The following is a 15,837-nucleotide window of genomic DNA, read 5'->3' as shown; positions in this document are numbered from 1 at the left end:
AAGGAGTTAAAGGAGAGTCAGAACAAGTTATGGGAAGAGGTTAAGGAGTTAAAGGAGAGTCAGAACAAGTTATGGGAAGAGGTTAAGGAGTTAAAGGCTACACAAAACGAAATACTAAAAGAAATTGCAAAACTCTGGCAAGCAGTTGGAGACTTGAGAAAAGATGTTAATGAATTAAAAGAAACTACCAAAAATATGCAAAGAACTTTAGAAAGATTAACCCTGTCAGTAGAGGATGAAGGAAAGGAAGTTATAGAATACAGACTTGAAAAAGAATTGGGAGAAAAAATTAAATTAGATAGAATATTTATTGATAATGAAGAAATAGATATTTATGGTGCATCTAATGAGCTGCTCGTTATAGGTGAGGCAACAGTTAGATTAGGTGTTGGTTTAATTGATGAAATAGAAAGGAAAATTGAAAAAGTAAAGGAAAAAAGACCCGACCTTATCAGAAAAAGAATGATAAAATTAATATATGTAGATATAGCAACGCCTGATTCGATAGAATTGGCAAAGAAAAAAGGAATATGGATTTTGACTGTAAAAGGTGATATAACACCTAGAATTATACATGAACTCAGCTAATATTGATTTTTAAACCAACATTTTTAAATCTTAAGTCTTTTTTATGTTATTTAATTTAGCAATATCTTTTTAGCCTTATTTTACTTCTAAATTTTATATTATATGTTGTTAATTCGTAACGTAAGATCTTTTAATAAAACGATAATTGTTGAAATAAATATTGTATCCTTTTTAATTTTTTATCTCCCAGCCAACCAATTCTTATTATATTAACTTAATCTTATAAAAAATTTAAACAGTTTCCGCATTGGAGATACGAATAAAAATTGTTATTTTTTCAAAAAAAAAATTAAAAAATTAATATTGTAAACCCAAATTAATGTAGAAAAGGATGATTTATAAAATGCTCGTTCATTTGGAAAATAGCTATGATATAATCAGATAGCCTTTATAGCTATTTTATTTGATGTATACTATTTTTTAAATATTTTAAATATTTTAATTCGCTTTCTTGATTTAAAAATCTAGTTACCATTATATTGTTAATATTTATGTATTAATTTTAGCTTTTCTCGTATAATGCTTTACATTCTTAATAATGGCCAATATTTAATAGATAAAAGCATTAAACAGCTAAATTTTTAAGAAAACATAATATAAAATTGATGAAATTATTATAATTAAACCAGAAAAAATCCATAAGTCTTTGTAACTTAAATTTAAAATTATATATTGAGATATAATCGGTGAAAATATGCCGCTGCTTTGCCAAAAGAAGTTAGCAAATCCGGAAACGCTACCTGCTTTTTCTTTGCCAACAAACGATACCGCAGTTGAATTTGCGGGTGTAATAACGAATCTTACAAAACCCATTAGTGTAGCAATAAAAGCTAATAAATCAGGTCTAAAGAATATGCTTAATAGCATCGTTAATACACCATATAAGAATTCAAATAATACCAGTGAAATTTTTACTCCTATTTTTCTAATTACGTATCCTGCTATAATAGTAGCCGGTAAACCTGCTAAAGCAAGTAATGAATACAAGTATCCTGAAGTATAGCTTGATATTCCTAAACTAATGAAGTATTTATAAGCGTACAAAGTGATGCTCCAATAAGAGAGGAAAAATAAAAAGCCAGCTAAGCTAATTATTATAACGTTTCTATCCTTAACAATAATAAACTTAACTTTTGTCCCTTTATTTTGTATATCTTTTAAATATATTAAATATGAAAATGAATAGATTAGAGACAGAATTGATATCATATAATAAGAATATCTCCACCCAAACTCTATGCTAATTCTTGGTAATATAATACCTGCTAAAACTATAGATAAAGGCCAAGCCAAACTATAATAACCTATAGCAACAGCCTGCTCATTTTTGTTCTTAAAAGCTATTGATAGAATTTTTATCGTAATAGGATAAATCCACCCTGCTGAAATTCCCATGAAAAAGCTTGATATATATTCAATAAAAATTGAATTAGAAACTGCTGAAACAAAAGATGAAGCGGATAAACCAATTAGAGAAATGAAAGCTATTGATGAAGGTTTTACCTTATCAGAGACAAACCCTGCTGGTATTTGAACTAAAACATAACCTAAAAAGAACAATGAATATATTACACTATCTTCCATTGTAGTAGGTCTAAGTGATGAATATGTAGAAACAATACTCCATGCTAGCCTAGAAAAGTAACTCAGAAAAAACGATGATGAGGTTATAAATATTACTAAAGATTTTTTCAAATTATCCCCCACATATCTTAGGCTATAAAATTTTAAATTTAAAATTTAATTGACGAACAAAAGGTAAACCTTGCTCTTTATGAAGGGACGATTTTTTAAATTCTAAATACTTTAAAGATGCGAAAACAATAGGAAGTGGGAAGTCAATAATGGGCATATTCAACTTTAAATTTGATCCTCATAACTATACCAAGGGCGCATGTCTCTGAGTCCCTAGGAACCGAGAACAGAGGACGACTTCCTGTTAGGGATAGTTGTAATTGATAAAACGAAAGCCAAGCCTTGCCCCTTCAAGGGGCGGGGTAAAGTTTTAAACTCTAAACGTTTTAAAGTATAATAAAGTGTGTCCACGTAGAGGGATGCTTGATAAGGGCTCTACATATCCCCAAGTCCCAAAGAACCGTGGGCATAGGGCTATACACAGTGAGGGATAGGGGTAATGGGTTGAAGATCTAGCGGTGGTCTACCGCTAAACGAATGGAGCGGGGTTGGGTGTTAAACGCACCCACTAGCTATGAGGCGATGAAAATGAAGGCGATAAATCATAAACATATGAACTCCCTAGAGACTACCTCCTTCATGATGTAAAGGGAGCAGAATATGATAATTACATTATTAACATCTAAGTTAACAATATTTTTAAATGTGATAGCCTAATCCTAAGGCAAAAACGGATATAAGCAATCCAGGTTCTATTAGATCATCAATAAATGATTTTTTATGAATATATCATTCTCAACCGAAGATTTAAAATAATATATTAACATCCATGGGTGAAAAAATCTTTTATTTATTCTTGAAGATAATTTTTAATTTAAGAGAAATACAACTATTTTTCTGTAAGGAATAGCTAAATTTGATATAGACTCTATGAATTCAGATTTTTAATATACTTATTTAGACTTTCAGTTAATGTATTATTAAAATACTAGTCGAGCCCTCCTATTTTCTCTTTTTATAATTAATGAATATAAGTATGGTGCTTGTTTTTTAATGCTCATACCCATCCATTTGTGAATTAACTCTAATTCTTTGCTAAATATTTCTCTTCTCACTCAACAACATACGGACTTTTGATTAATCTCTTTGAAATCATAATTTCCAGCTTCATTTTTAATTCTATAAATAATATTTAAAAAATCCAAGGATCTAAGAAAATTTGTGGATTCGAACTATCTATACAAAACATTGATAAATAATTATCCTGAAACCTTTACCAAGATCCTACCATTTCTTTCTCTAGAAAACAGAGAACTTATAGCAGCTTTTATATCTAATAAACTAAATACTTTCCATATTACTGGTCTTACTTCATTTCTACTAGCTAAATCTATTAATCTTGAAAGCTCTCTTCTTGTACCTCCAGTTACGCCAATTATTTTAATTTCTCTTGAATATATTTCACTTATAATCATACTAGCCGTTTGACCAGTTAATGCACCAAAAGTCACGAATTTACCTCCAGTATCTAAAAGCTTAATGCTTCTACCTACAGTTTTAGATCCAATTGAGTCTATAACAACGTCTGCAAGCCTTCCACCATTTACTCTTTGTAGGGCATTTAAGGCTTGATTCATATTTACTACTTCATCTGCCCCTAACTCCTTAACCCAAGGTTTTGATGAAATTGCTATAACTTTAGCTCCCATCTTTTTGGCTAATTGAACAGCAAATTGACCCGTATTTCCTGATGCGCCTACAACAACAACAGTATCACCCGGTTGAATACCAGACTCTATTAGCGCATGAAAGGCTGTTAACCCAGCTATCGGTAAACTTACTCCTTTCTCCCAACTAACGTTATTTGGTATCTTCATCACATTTTGATATTTAACAACCGCATATTCTGCAAATCCTCCGTTTGTTATTCCTCCAACTATTCCTCCATTTCTGCAAAGATATTCTTTGCCTGATATACATAAATCACACGTACCATCAAAAACCCTAGGATATACTATTACCCTATCTCCTTTATTTAGATTCTTAACCTTTGAACCTACTTCCTCAACATAACCGCCGAATTCAGAACCAGGTATATGAGGAACAGGATTAACATTTCTTAATCCGCTTATTATATAATAATCAACAGGATTAATTCCCGCATATGCAACCCTTATTTTAACTTCGTCATCTGATATATGAGCGTCTGGAACATCAATTACAGAGAGATTATCAAGGCCAAAAGGCCTATTAACTACAGCAGCTTTCAATCAATACACCAAATATTAATTGCATTTATAAGTAAATAAACATTTATTATAAAAATGTAGAAAATTAGTTATTAAAATGTTATATATTTTAGCATTTAATTATATTAATAGGTAATTTTTATTAGACTCTATAATAAACAAAGAACTGGATAGGCTATCCAGAAGTGAAAGAAAATGAAAATTGCAATATTAACAAGTACGACTGCAGAAGAATTGGTTAAGGACGTAATTAAAAATGATAATAAAAATAACTACGATATCGATATAATTGCCTTACCAGTTCCTGTAATATCTATATTGGATACTAATATAATATCAAAAATAATACTTAAGAGAACCTATTTATTAAATAAGCTGAAAGACTATAACTTAATAATAATTCCTGGATTAGTAAGAGGTAATGCAGAAATAATAGAAAAAACGACCAATGTAGAAACTTATAAAGGACCAAAGTCTTTAGGTATATTACCTTACGCTCTTGATTTCATATACAATGGAGGTAAATTAGACAAAATTAAAAGTGCTGATGAAGTTATGGGATCAATTATCCCGAAAATAATTTATAAAACAGCTTTTAAAATAAATAACATAGATATTCCATTAAGAGGACCTCCCACAATAATAATAGCCGAAATACATCCTGATGTGAAGATTGAAGAAGTTGATGAGACGGCAAAAAGATTTGTTAATGATGGTGCTAAACTCCTCATAGTTGGTTCAAAAAACGATCTTAATCCTGAAACTATAGTGGAAAAAATCAAGATAGCTAATAAGTATGCTCCTGTTATTGTTGAACTAAACGATATTTCTCTATTAAAGAGTCATCAAGATCTAGGAATTGTAGGCATTAGTGCTTCTACTAATTTTATACAAGAAAATGTAGACGAAATATCAAAAGATTTAGTAATAATTATAGGAGATAGAAATATGAAAAAACTTAAAAGAATTGGAAACGATTTAATTAATAAAGGTTACAAAGTTATAGTAGATCCAGTATTAGGTATACCCGGTATTGATTTTGTTAATAGCATGAAAAGATATATAAATATTGCTAAAAGTCTAAATGCACCAATATTATTCTCAGCAGCGGATGCAACGGAAGAAATCGAGGCGGATACTATAGGAGTACACGGATTACTAGCTATGATATCAATAGAATTAGGTGCATCTCTTTACTTGGTTGTTGAAGAGACATATAAATCAATAAGGGGAGTATCTGAGGCAAAAGAAGCGATTAGAATTGCAGAAACTGCTTATTCATTAAAATCGAGTCCTAGAGGCTTATTCAGCAAACTATTAGTAATAAAGCAAGGGGATAAGCCAATAAGTATAAGCGATCAGGTGAAATATGATGAAGTAAACTATATACCTCCTAACTATAATTTTAATGATTACATACAAATTACAGTTGATTATAATATGAAAAAAATAAAGGTTTTATATAAGAGAAACAATGAGATATTGGCAGCTTTAGAAGGAAAGCATGCTATGAGCATAGCAAGGGAATTAGTTAAAAGAATTAATATAACTCCAGATCATGCTGCATACTTGGGATATGAATTGTCAAAAGCCGAAATAGCTTTAAAATTGGGCAAGACCTACGTTCAAGATGAACCAATAATAGTTCCACCATGGAAAGGCGATAACGGTGACTAAATCTATATCGATATCACCTGGAAAGGTAATATTGTTTGGAGAACACTTTGTGGTTAGAGGATCTAAGGCCCTTGTTGCTGCAATAGATTTATATGCCAAGGCTGAAATAGAAGAATCAAGCTGGCCTTCAGAAATTATTAGCGAAGGAACCGAAATAAGAGGTAAAATTACTGCAGATCTTAAAGTAATTGGTTCAAAAGAGCTAGAACCGTTTGCTAAAATTTTAAGTGTATTAAAATCCTGGGGCTTTCAGCTTTCTGGATTTAAGGCAAGGATATCTAGCGAAATACCTATGTCAGCTGGTTTAGGGTCAAGCGCTGCAAGCGCTGCTGCATTTAGCTTGTCATATACAAATATGTTAGGATACAAACTTAACGATAAAGAATTATTTACACTTTCTAATGAGGCAGAAAAAGTAACTCATGGAAACCCAAGTGGTGTTGATAGTGCAGCAGTGACTTATGGCGGCATATTAATTTTCAAAAAAGACGTAGGCATAATTTCAAAACTAAACACTCTCTTTTCAGATAAATATTCTTTAATAATAGCTGATTCTGGTATAAAAAGAAGCACTTCAGTTCCTGTTAGAGATGTTTTAATATTATCCGAAAAATTATGGCCTGCAATATCATTAATTTATGATGCAGCGGATAAAATTATTGATTTAGGTAATGAAGCAATAAGCAATGGAGATTATGAAACTTTAGGAACTCTTATGAACATAAACCAAGGCCTTTTAAATTCTATTGGGGTCTCATCAATAGAATTAGAAGAAATTATCTATAGAAGCAGACTTGCAGGGGCTATAGGAGCTAAATTAACGGGAGCAGGTAGAGGAGGATCTGTAATAATACTGGCACCATCGAACAAGATTGAAAATATAATCGATAGAGTAAAATGTTGCGTTAAATGGGCTAGCAGAATAAAGATAAGCCAAAGTGGCGCTAGATTAATATCAAGCTAAAATGTGAACAACTTAATTGAAAGCGTTCTAGAATTTCTAGGAATTTTCACAATATAAATTTCTTATACCAATTGTATATCACCTCTCTTAGGTTAAAACCATAAATCTAACTAGGAAGTTGTTTTTATTAATAGATACACCATATTTAAATTATATGCAATATTAAGCCTAAAATATCCAAATTCCGTATAATATGAATATTTTGTTTATCTCTCTTTACTTTGCTTGTAAATAACATTTTTCTTATATTGTTATTTTATTTTCTTCATTTAAAAAAATTCGAATTCTTAATATAAAGATTTAGTATATAAATTAACTCCGCTATTTAATGAATAGTGTGTCTGGTGATTAAAATGAACTATTATTTAATTAGTTTAATTGTTATCATATTGATATTGATAATTAGTTCTTTAATTTTAAGTTTAAAATGGATTTTTAAAAAGGTTGATAAGAATAATTTTATCGATTATTGAATTTATTAAAAATCTTTATCAAGCATGTTCTTTATTATTTAAAATTACCCTCCCCCAGTTTGAGGCAATAAAACTATGATATCTCCTCCCTTAACTTTACTCTTTAAATCTGCTCCTCTCCCATTAACAACAATTATATAATCATCACTTCTAAGCTTTTTTAAAAATGGTAATAAATCTTCGATGGTTTCTTCTCCATTTACTTCTCTCTCTTCATATTGTTTTCCAGATAGATCAGTTAAATACCCTAAATATTTTATTTTAATTTTGTTTTCCATCGCTATCCACCAATTACTTTATAGCTTTAATACACAAAAGTTTTAATTTATATTCTCACAATCATAATTTCAAATAAGATGCAAAACAGAGTTAAATTTTCCAGATAATATTTTTCTTGCTTCAGAATCTATTAGCCATGACATCCAAGTTATTTTAATTGGCTCAACACCAATAAGCCTAAAAATATTCTCAGTTTCCTTAATATAATTTATGTAATCTTTATGCGAGCTTTTTAATATTATACCTGATTTACTTGTCAACTCATTAACTAACTTTATGACTATTTTATCAGGCATTAATGTATCAATACCCCCCATGATTCTTAAATATTGATAAGTAATTATACCTATACCCTTAACTTTACTTAAATCTTCACGCTTAAAATTATCTAAACTGTTTGAAGAGGCCCAATTTCTAAGCTTTTCTCTGTCTGTGTTTCCATTATAAAAAGATAAAACTCTTGATATTCCTTTTGCTGCCTTCCAAGATCTTTCATTTTTCCAAACACTTCTTAGCTTTTCGATATCATAGTTAATAATATCATTAAATGATCTTATCTCATTTGTATCGTAAAATTTCTCTTTGAATTCAATAACTGCAGGTATGACAGCGTTAAAATAATTTAAGCCAACACTAGTAAATGATGCGTCCAAAACCATAAGAATTCCTATACCTTCCCATCTCATTGATCTTAAACTTCTGTTAACGAACTCATCTAGCATATAAGCTTTTTTTATGTATTCATTTGTGATTGTTTTAAGTTTCTTTAAATTTTCTTCATTAAACATAAACCTCACTAATAGTTTTGTTTCTATACATATGCTTAAATTTTCTATATTTAACTTATTTATGGTGAAATGAATTGGAGTTTACAACTTTAGGAAAAACTAATGAAAAAATTTCTAAAATTGGTTTAGGTGCATGGCAGTTTAGTGATGCATGGGGGGTTACAGAATATAACATTGCTAAACAAGTAGTATCATCTTCAATAGAGCTTGGCATAAATTTGATTGATACTGCCATGGTATACGGCAGAGGTATGAGCGAGTCATTTTTAGGAAAGGCTTTAAAGGAGCTTAATATTGAGAGAAGTAGCGTTTTCATAGTTACGAAAATTCCTGGAGAATTCCTATCGTATGACGATGTATTTAAAGCGGTAGATAGATCTCTTGAAAGATTACAAACTGATTATATAGATGCGTTGTTAGCACACTGGCCACCAGTTTGGCATAATCATCCAACATGCGAATATATGAAGGCGTTTGAAAGACTTGTTGAACTAGGAAAAATAAGATATCTGGGATTGAGTGATTATCCACCTGAACTTGCTGAATCCGCTAGGTATTGCTTATCTAAAAACGACCTACAAATAATGGAAATAAGATATAATTTGGTTGAAAGGCAAGCAGAAAAGGAAATTATACCATACGTTGAGTCTTCTGAAATGACAATGCTTGCATGGAGCCCGTTAGCAAAAGCAGCTATACTAGGAAAATACAGCTTAGATGAGATAAATAATTTCAAGGATGTAAGAAGAAATGATGCAGTATTTTTCCCTGAAAATTATAAACAAATAATAAAACTAGCTGATCTTATTAAGGAAATTGCTAGAAAGTATGATAAAACTCCATCTCAAGTAGCATTAAATTGGCTGTTATCTTATAGCAAAAACATCGTTCCAATACCTGGGGCAAAGAGCAAAGAACAAGCAATTGAAAACGCAGGTAGCGTAGGCTGGAGATTGAGCTATAGCGACTGGAGAAAAATCGATGAAATGAGTAAATCGATTAAATTTACATATGTTAATTTTTAAACTTTTTTAGCTTATAAAGGTTTTAAGAGAAAAAGTTTTTTCTATAAGAGACTAATAAACAGCATATTTATGATTTTTTATAAAAATTCTACATTCACCTAGACCTAGGCTGATGAAATATGAAATTCTTAACCAAGTAAAGATTAATGACCTAATACTAACCTTAAAACTTATTAATATGCTAAAGACAATATAATAAAAGGTGAGAATGTTGTCTCAATCAGATCATCCTGCTATGACAGAAGGAGCATTAGAATCTAGTTATGGAGGAGAATCTATGGCGCATATGAGGTACTTGATTTTCGCTGATATTGCTGAAAAAGAAGGATTTAAAAATGTTGCAAGATTATTTAGAGCTATTGCATTTGCCGAACAAGTACATGCTAGAAATCATTTCCAAAGATTAGGCAAATTAAAGGAAGGTAAAAAAGTAGTTGCTGATGCACCGTTTGGACCTGGAAACACATCTAAAAATCTAGAGCTTGCAATAATGGGTGAAGAGTTTGAAGTAAACGAAATGTATCCAACATATATTGAAATGGCCAAGTTCCAAAAAGATAAAGAGGCTGAAATTTCATTTAGATATGCATTAGAGGCTGAAAAAATACATGCTAAACTATTTATGGAGGCAAAAAAATATGTTGATGAAGGGAAAGATATGCCTATTGATGGATTTATATGGATTTGTCCTGTTTGTGGGCATACACTAATTGCTAAGGAACCTCCAAATAGATGTCCAATATGCGCAGCTTTTGGCAAAGATTTTATTAAATTTTAAACCAGCGGTGATTTTATGTATAATGTACCGTTACATGATCTTCACCAAAAATTAAATGCTAGCTTCGGTGAATTTGCTGGTTGGAACGTACCTATGATATACAGTTCTACTATGGAAGAACATGTGGCTGTAAGAAAATCCGTCGGTATTTTTGATATAAGCCATATGGGAAGACTTAAAATAACAGGAAAGGATTCTTTAAATTTATTAGAAAAAGCTTTTACGAAGAAAATATCTAAAACAAAAGAGAATTTCATGAGTGGACCAACTCTTGCATTAAACGAGTATGCAAGGGTTATTGATGATGAAATGTGGTATAAAATTAATGATGAAGAATGGTTAGCAGTGCCAAATGCAGCAACAAGAGAAAGAATGATAAATCATTTTAAGCAAATTTCTGAAAAAAATAAATATAATGTTGAAATAAAGGATTTAACATTTGATTATGTCCTATTAGCATTACAAGGTCCTGAAAGCCAAAATATTATGGATAAACTTGGTGCATCGTGGACATCTGGCTTAAAACCATTAGAATTTAGATTAAATGAAAATATAAGAGACTCAAACGTTTTTCTTATAAGTAGGAGCGGATGGACAGGAGAAGACGGTTTTGAAATATGGGCAACTCCTAAGGATGCTGAAAAATTATACAATTACATATTAAAAGAAGGCGTTAAGCCCATAGGAATAGCGGCAAGAGATACATTAAGAATTGAAATGGGATTTGTTTTAGGCGGGAATGAATATGGAGAAGATCCATTAAAATACCCATGTGCATTAAGCCTAAAATACGGCATGGGTGCAATAGATTGGGAAAAAACTGGATATATTGGAGAGGAAAGTCTTAGATCATGCCGTAAAGAAGGTTTAAGATGGATTAGAATAGGAATTGAAATGAAGAAAAATTTTGCCCGCTTTATACCAAGACATGGATACAAAATATTAATTGATGATATAGAAGTGGGTTGGGTAACAAGCGGAACATATAGTCCTATTTTAGAAAAAGGAATAGGGATGGGATATATAGATACTAGATATTCAATTGTAGGAGAGCCTATTACAATAAGCGATGGTAAAGGTAGGTCAGGAGAAGCAAAAATTTCTGAATTCCCATTAATTAAGAAAAAGTAGCTAATGTTTAGTTAATGTTATTTCTATCATTTTTCTTATTGTTTTCGGATCTATTGCTTTCCCTTTAGCCTTCTTTAAAACTTTCCCTACTAAATAATCCAATGCCTCCCTCTTACCTGAAATAAAGTCTTCTACTGCTTTCTTCTCTTCATTTATTACTGAAATTATTAAATTAGTAGGTTCTACTTTTTCTGGTAAAACTAAGTTCATATCATTACCATTTTCAAGCAATTTTGGTAATATATTATATTTTAATTCGTCGTATGTGTATAATTTATTGGAAACCAGAGTGCTCAAAAGTTTCAATATCTGCTTGTTTGGCCAATTACTTTTTTCATAAATATTTTTGCCAGATTTTTTCAATAAACCTTTATAATCTATAGCCAAGATTCTTGCCGTTATCTTCGGATCCGAACCAATCCTAACTGACTCTAAAAATAGCTCTGCTGCTGGTTTAACGGTTATTAAACTCCAAGCTATTCTTTGGGATACGCCATACATAGTTATTCTATTCATAAAGTTCTCTGGAGTCATAAAATTACTAGATAATGCTTCTTTTAATAATGGCTCGGTCTTTATTGAGGGTATATCTGGGTCTGGAAAATACAAGTACTCTTCTTCTGTTTCCTTACTCCTCAAAGGCTTTGTTACTCCTCTTATTGAATCCCAATGTCTTGTCTCTCTTTTTATTTTACCTCCTTCTTCAACTATTTTACTTTGTCTGAAAATTTCATATTTTAATGCCTTTTCTAAATCTAATGTACTACCTATGTTCTTAACTTCTACCCTTTCTCCTCCTTCAACACTTACATTTGCATCCACTCTAAAAGATCCTTCTAACCTTGGATTAATTGCACCAATATATTCCATAGTTAATAAAAGGTATTCAACAGCTTTTCTTGCATCTCTTGGCGTAGGTATTTCAGGTTCTGTTACAACTTCCAATAGCGGAACTCCGCTTCTATTATAATCCAAATAAGCATATTCACTTAACAAAATATTGCCTCCACTATATTCAGTTTTTCCCGGATCCTCCTCTATGTTCATCCTTCTTAATGTAACGCTTTTCCATGTCAGGTGATCTGAATCAAAATACTTCAAAATACCTTTTAAACAAACTGGTATACCTCCTGCCTTTTCATATTGAGTTATTTGGTAATTTTTAGGCAAATCCGGATAAAAATAGTGTTTTCTAGTAAACACCATAAATTCAGGTATTTCGCAGTTAAATGATTTTGAAACTAATAAAGCCAATTTTAATGGATTTCTTCTTGGAACTGGAAGTGCTCCAGGTAATCCTAAACAAACCGGGCAAACATTTGTGTTTGGCTCATATTTTCTGTAATTTGAATCACAATCACAAAATAGCTTTGTTCCTGCTTCACTTAATTGAGTATGTATTTCAAGTCCTATTTTATATTTCATTTTAATCGCCTGCTATCAAATTGTATAAACCTGTTATTTCTTCAACCAAAGATCCTAGAGATATCAATTTTTCCTCTTCAAATGGACCAGCCATAAATTGAATCCCTATAGGTAAATTATTGTAAAAACCTGCAGGCATAGCTAATGCTGGAACACCTGCTAAGTTTGCAACAACTGTGTATATATCCATTGCATATAATTTTAATGGATCTTTAATTCTTTCGCCTATTTTAGGAGGTAATATGGGTGAAACAGAACTGGCAACAATACAATTTTTTGTCATATTTAAAATCTCATCTCTTATAATTCTCCTTCCCTTTGTAGCAGCAATATAATAATCATTTATGAAACCTTCACTTAATGCCAATACTCCCATTAAGATTCTTTTCTTAACTTCAAATCCGAAATAATATCTTCTTGTATTCTCACTCATTTCTTTATAACTTAAACCTTCAGAAGAAATTGGATATAGTTTTCCATCATATCTGGCTAAATTGCTTGCAGCTTCTGCAAAAGCTATAGTATAATAAGTGGGTAGAGCGTATTTTAAATTTTCAAATTTACCTTCGTATTCAATAGCTACCCCCTCATTTTCTATTTTTTCCAGTAACTTATAAATAGTTGATTTTATAGGAGGTTCCGATTCTTCTATAAATTCTTTAGGAATGCAAATTTTAAATTTATTATCACTTTTGTAATTATTATTAACACTAGTTGCATCTTTTTCATCATAACCTTTTATAACATCCCAAATTAAAGCTAAATCTTTTACGCTTCTTGCCATAGGGCTTATTTGCTCCAAACTATTAGCATATGGAATTAACCCATATCTACTCACAGTTCCATAAGTAGGTTTTAATCCAACGGTAGCAGTATATGATGCAGGTAATCTTACGGATCCCCCAGTATCGCTCCCTAATGAAAGGTCACAACTCCCATAAGCTAGGCTAGCAGCGCTTCCACCACTACTACCCCCAGGAACCCTTGTTATATCCCATGGGTTTCTTGTTAAACCATACGCGCTGAACTCTGTTGTAGAACCCATTGCAAATTCATCTAAGTTAGTTTTTCCTATTATAATTCCCCCTTCTTCTAATATTTTTTCAACAACTGTTGCATTATATGGAGGAATGTAGTTTTCCAATATCTTAGAGCCAGCAGTTGTGGGTAAAAAATTAGTTGAAATGTTATCCTTAATGCTAACAACTAAACCTGGTATCTTCATTTTCTTGCCAGATGCAATATTTCTCTTTATTTCATTTATCCTATCTAAAATAAAATCTTCAGAATCAATTGATATATATGCATTTATAATATTATCTTTTTTCCTAATCAATTCCAATTTTTTAAAAACATAATCTTCCATTTCTAAGCTTCCTTTTCTTATGTTTTCTAATATAGAAACAGCAGTTTCTTTCATTATTCTCCTCTCCACGGTATTTTAATTTTATTTTGGGCGACCCTTTCATTTGGTATTAAATCGTATATGTTTACTTTTTCTATATTCACACTATATGGTGGATTCAATTCGCTATCCCAAACGTTATAAAGAGGCTTAACGTTAAGTGAGCTCAATGATGAGACTTGATTTAATAAGCTTCTAATTTCATCAATATCTTTACAAAGCTTTTCAAGCTCTTCTTCAGTAAAATTAAGTCTCGATAGATCCAATAATTCATTTATTATATCTTTATCACATTTTTTACTCAAGTCTGCCCACTTTTTGTGTCTTACTAATGCATCTTATTATATTTTTTGTTCCCATTGATCTCTCTTTCCATATTTAGTCCGACTTGAGCCTCAATTACATCTATTGAATATGCCATAGCCCTTCTTAATCCATCGAGTATTGGATAGATTTCATAAAATTGCTTAGACCCCTTTAATGATTTGATTAATTCAAGTTCCTTATCAATTAATTCATGAATTCTAGAATATACATTTAGCAATTCATTAGCATTTTGACTTGTTCCTATATTATCAACTATAGATATAACTTCTTTTGATACATCATTTATAAGATTATCAAGCATATCTGGTATTTGGATATCATTTATATTTTCTATCATCCATGTAGACATAAAAACTATGTGATCCGCTATCCTTTCAATGCTTTTTATAGTTGTATAAAGATTAATCGCTTCAGTCGAGTTATAAATGCCTAGATCCTCAAGCTTAACAGTTTCCTGAAGTGCAAGATTGATTTGCTTATAGATATATAAATAAAGTTTATCCATTACATCATCTCTTTTTATTATGCTATTAAAGATCTCTATATCTCTATTTTTTATTGCATTTCCAAAATCCTCTAGCATAGACTTAAATGTCTTCCTCATATTTTCTATTGCAAGAGTTGTAGGTATTGAACTCAAATCTACAACAACGCGCAGCGTTACGCTGTTCTCGCTTTCTTCTAAAACTTCAAGCCCAACTACTTTATTTCTCACACTATTCATTATTTGATCTACTCTATTTAACATTAAAGGTGAAAAAACTAGTTTTATCGAAGTATATCCTGCTAAATAAGCCGAGATTACTTCCATAATAATAGCAGAATCTAATAAATTTTCATTTATATAAATCTCCTTCTGAATCTCCATAGGTTTTTCTTTATGTTTGGATGAATAAATTTTTAATGCATTATCTCTTGTTAATTCCATAACAACTTCTAACCCTTTATCTATACCTAATTCATCGGCCCATTCCTTTGGTATAGAAATTATATATGTTGATCCTCCCGTTACTTGAACTCTTCTTACCATTTTTGTTTCTTTTTGATTTTTCTTAGACATTTTCACACCAATATATAAATCTATAAATAATAT

At 30.9% G+C, this 15,837-nt stretch carries 13 protein-coding genes and 1 pseudogene; 6 read left to right on the top strand and 8 right to left on the bottom strand.

What is annotated here, in order from left to right:
* Positions 1-588: pseudogene (locus tag Q0C16_RS05500) on the top strand (hypothetical protein); the annotation flags it as partial.
* A 573-nt stretch (positions 589-1,161) separates the two neighbouring features.
* Here Q0C16_RS05500 and Q0C16_RS05495 read toward each other — a convergent pair.
* Positions 1,162-2,283, bottom strand: coding sequence for an MFS transporter (locus Q0C16_RS05495; protein ID WP_292320253.1), 1,122 nt, complete (start codon positions 2,281-2,283; stop codon positions 1,162-1,164).
* 1,199 nt (positions 2,284-3,482) lie between these two features.
* Positions 3,483-4,493, bottom strand: coding sequence for an alcohol dehydrogenase catalytic domain-containing protein (locus tag Q0C16_RS05490; protein ID WP_292320251.1), 1,011 nt, complete (start codon positions 4,491-4,493; stop codon positions 3,483-3,485).
* A gap of 174 nt (positions 4,494-4,667) precedes the next feature.
* Here Q0C16_RS05490 and Q0C16_RS05485 point away from each other — a divergent pair, with 174 nt between their 5' ends.
* Positions 4,668-6,149, top strand: coding sequence for a dihydropteroate synthase-like protein (locus tag Q0C16_RS05485; protein WP_292320250.1), 1,482 nt, complete (start codon positions 4,668-4,670; stop codon positions 6,147-6,149).
* Positions 6,142-7,113, top strand: coding sequence for a mevalonate kinase (mvk, locus tag Q0C16_RS05480; RefSeq protein WP_292320249.1), 972 nt, complete (start codon positions 6,142-6,144; stop codon positions 7,111-7,113). The genes Q0C16_RS05485 and mvk overlap by 8 nt, the downstream gene beginning before the upstream one ends.
* Before the next feature lie 517 nt (positions 7,114-7,630).
* On the opposite strand, the gene Q0C16_RS05475 is transcribed toward mvk, so the two are convergent.
* Together Q0C16_RS05475 and Q0C16_RS05470 are read right to left on the bottom strand one after the other, a co-directional pair.
* A complete protein-coding gene (locus tag Q0C16_RS05475; protein WP_292320247.1) occupies positions 7,631-7,864 on the bottom strand; it encodes a MoaD/ThiS family protein in 234 nt (77 codons plus the stop codon).
* A gap of 69 nt (positions 7,865-7,933) precedes the next feature.
* The gene (locus Q0C16_RS05470) at positions 7,934-8,653 is read right to left on the bottom strand and encodes a hypothetical protein (protein ID WP_292320245.1); all 720 of its coding nucleotides are present in this window, start codon (positions 8,651-8,653) and stop codon (positions 7,934-7,936) included.
* Positions 8,654-8,727: 74 nt separating this feature from the next.
* Here Q0C16_RS05470 and Q0C16_RS05465 point away from each other — a divergent pair, with 74 nt between their 5' ends.
* From Q0C16_RS05465 to gcvT, 3 genes are all read left to right on the top strand, one after another.
* The gene (locus Q0C16_RS05465) at positions 8,728-9,678 is read left to right on the top strand and encodes an aldo/keto reductase (RefSeq protein ID WP_292320243.1); all 951 of its coding nucleotides are present in this window, start codon (positions 8,728-8,730) and stop codon (positions 9,676-9,678) included.
* A gap of 208 nt (positions 9,679-9,886) precedes the next feature.
* Positions 9,887-10,456: a rubrerythrin family protein gene (locus Q0C16_RS05460; protein ID WP_367117914.1), complete on the top strand. Its 570-nt coding sequence runs from the start codon at positions 9,887-9,889 to the stop codon at positions 10,454-10,456.
* A 15-nt stretch (positions 10,457-10,471) separates the two neighbouring features.
* Positions 10,472-11,587 (top strand): glycine cleavage system aminomethyltransferase GcvT, encoded by a 1,116-nt coding sequence (gene gcvT / locus Q0C16_RS05455; RefSeq protein ID WP_292320240.1) that lies wholly within the window; start codon positions 10,472-10,474, stop codon positions 11,585-11,587.
* Here the strand turns inward: gcvT and gatB are convergent, their stop codons facing one another.
* The 4 genes from gatB to Q0C16_RS05435 are packed head-to-tail and all read right to left on the bottom strand — an operon-like array spanning position 11,588 to position 15,804.
* On the bottom strand, positions 11,588-13,012 hold the full coding sequence (gene gatB, locus Q0C16_RS05450; protein ID WP_292320239.1) for an Asp-tRNA(Asn)/Glu-tRNA(Gln) amidotransferase subunit GatB: 1,425 nt from the start codon (positions 13,010-13,012) through the stop codon (positions 11,588-11,590).
* Between the two features lies 1 nt (position 13,013).
* Positions 13,014-14,432 carry an Asp-tRNA(Asn)/Glu-tRNA(Gln) amidotransferase subunit GatA gene (gatA, locus tag Q0C16_RS05445; RefSeq protein WP_292320237.1) on the bottom strand — a complete coding sequence of 473 codons (1,419 nt, stop codon included), beginning with the start codon at positions 14,430-14,432 and terminating at the stop codon, positions 13,014-13,016.
* Positions 14,432-14,722 carry an aspartyl/glutamyl-tRNA amidotransferase subunit C gene (locus tag Q0C16_RS05440; protein ID WP_292320235.1) on the bottom strand — a complete coding sequence of 97 codons (291 nt, stop codon included), beginning with the start codon at positions 14,720-14,722 and terminating at the stop codon, positions 14,432-14,434. The genes gatA and Q0C16_RS05440 overlap by 1 nt, the downstream gene beginning before the upstream one ends.
* 23 nt (positions 14,723-14,745) lie before the next feature.
* Entirely contained in the window at positions 14,746-15,804 is a 1,059-nt protein-coding gene (locus tag Q0C16_RS05435) for a phosphate uptake regulator PhoU (protein WP_292320234.1), read from the bottom strand.
* Positions 15,805-15,837: the final 33 nt, after the last annotated feature.

The sequence above is a fragment of the Caldisphaera sp. genome (assembly GCF_023256325.1).
GTDB lineage: Archaea > Thermoproteota > Thermoprotei_A > Sulfolobales > Acidilobaceae > Caldisphaera.
The sequence above is the reverse complement of the archived record's forward strand: the minus strand, read 5'-3'. Positions and strand labels throughout refer to the sequence as shown.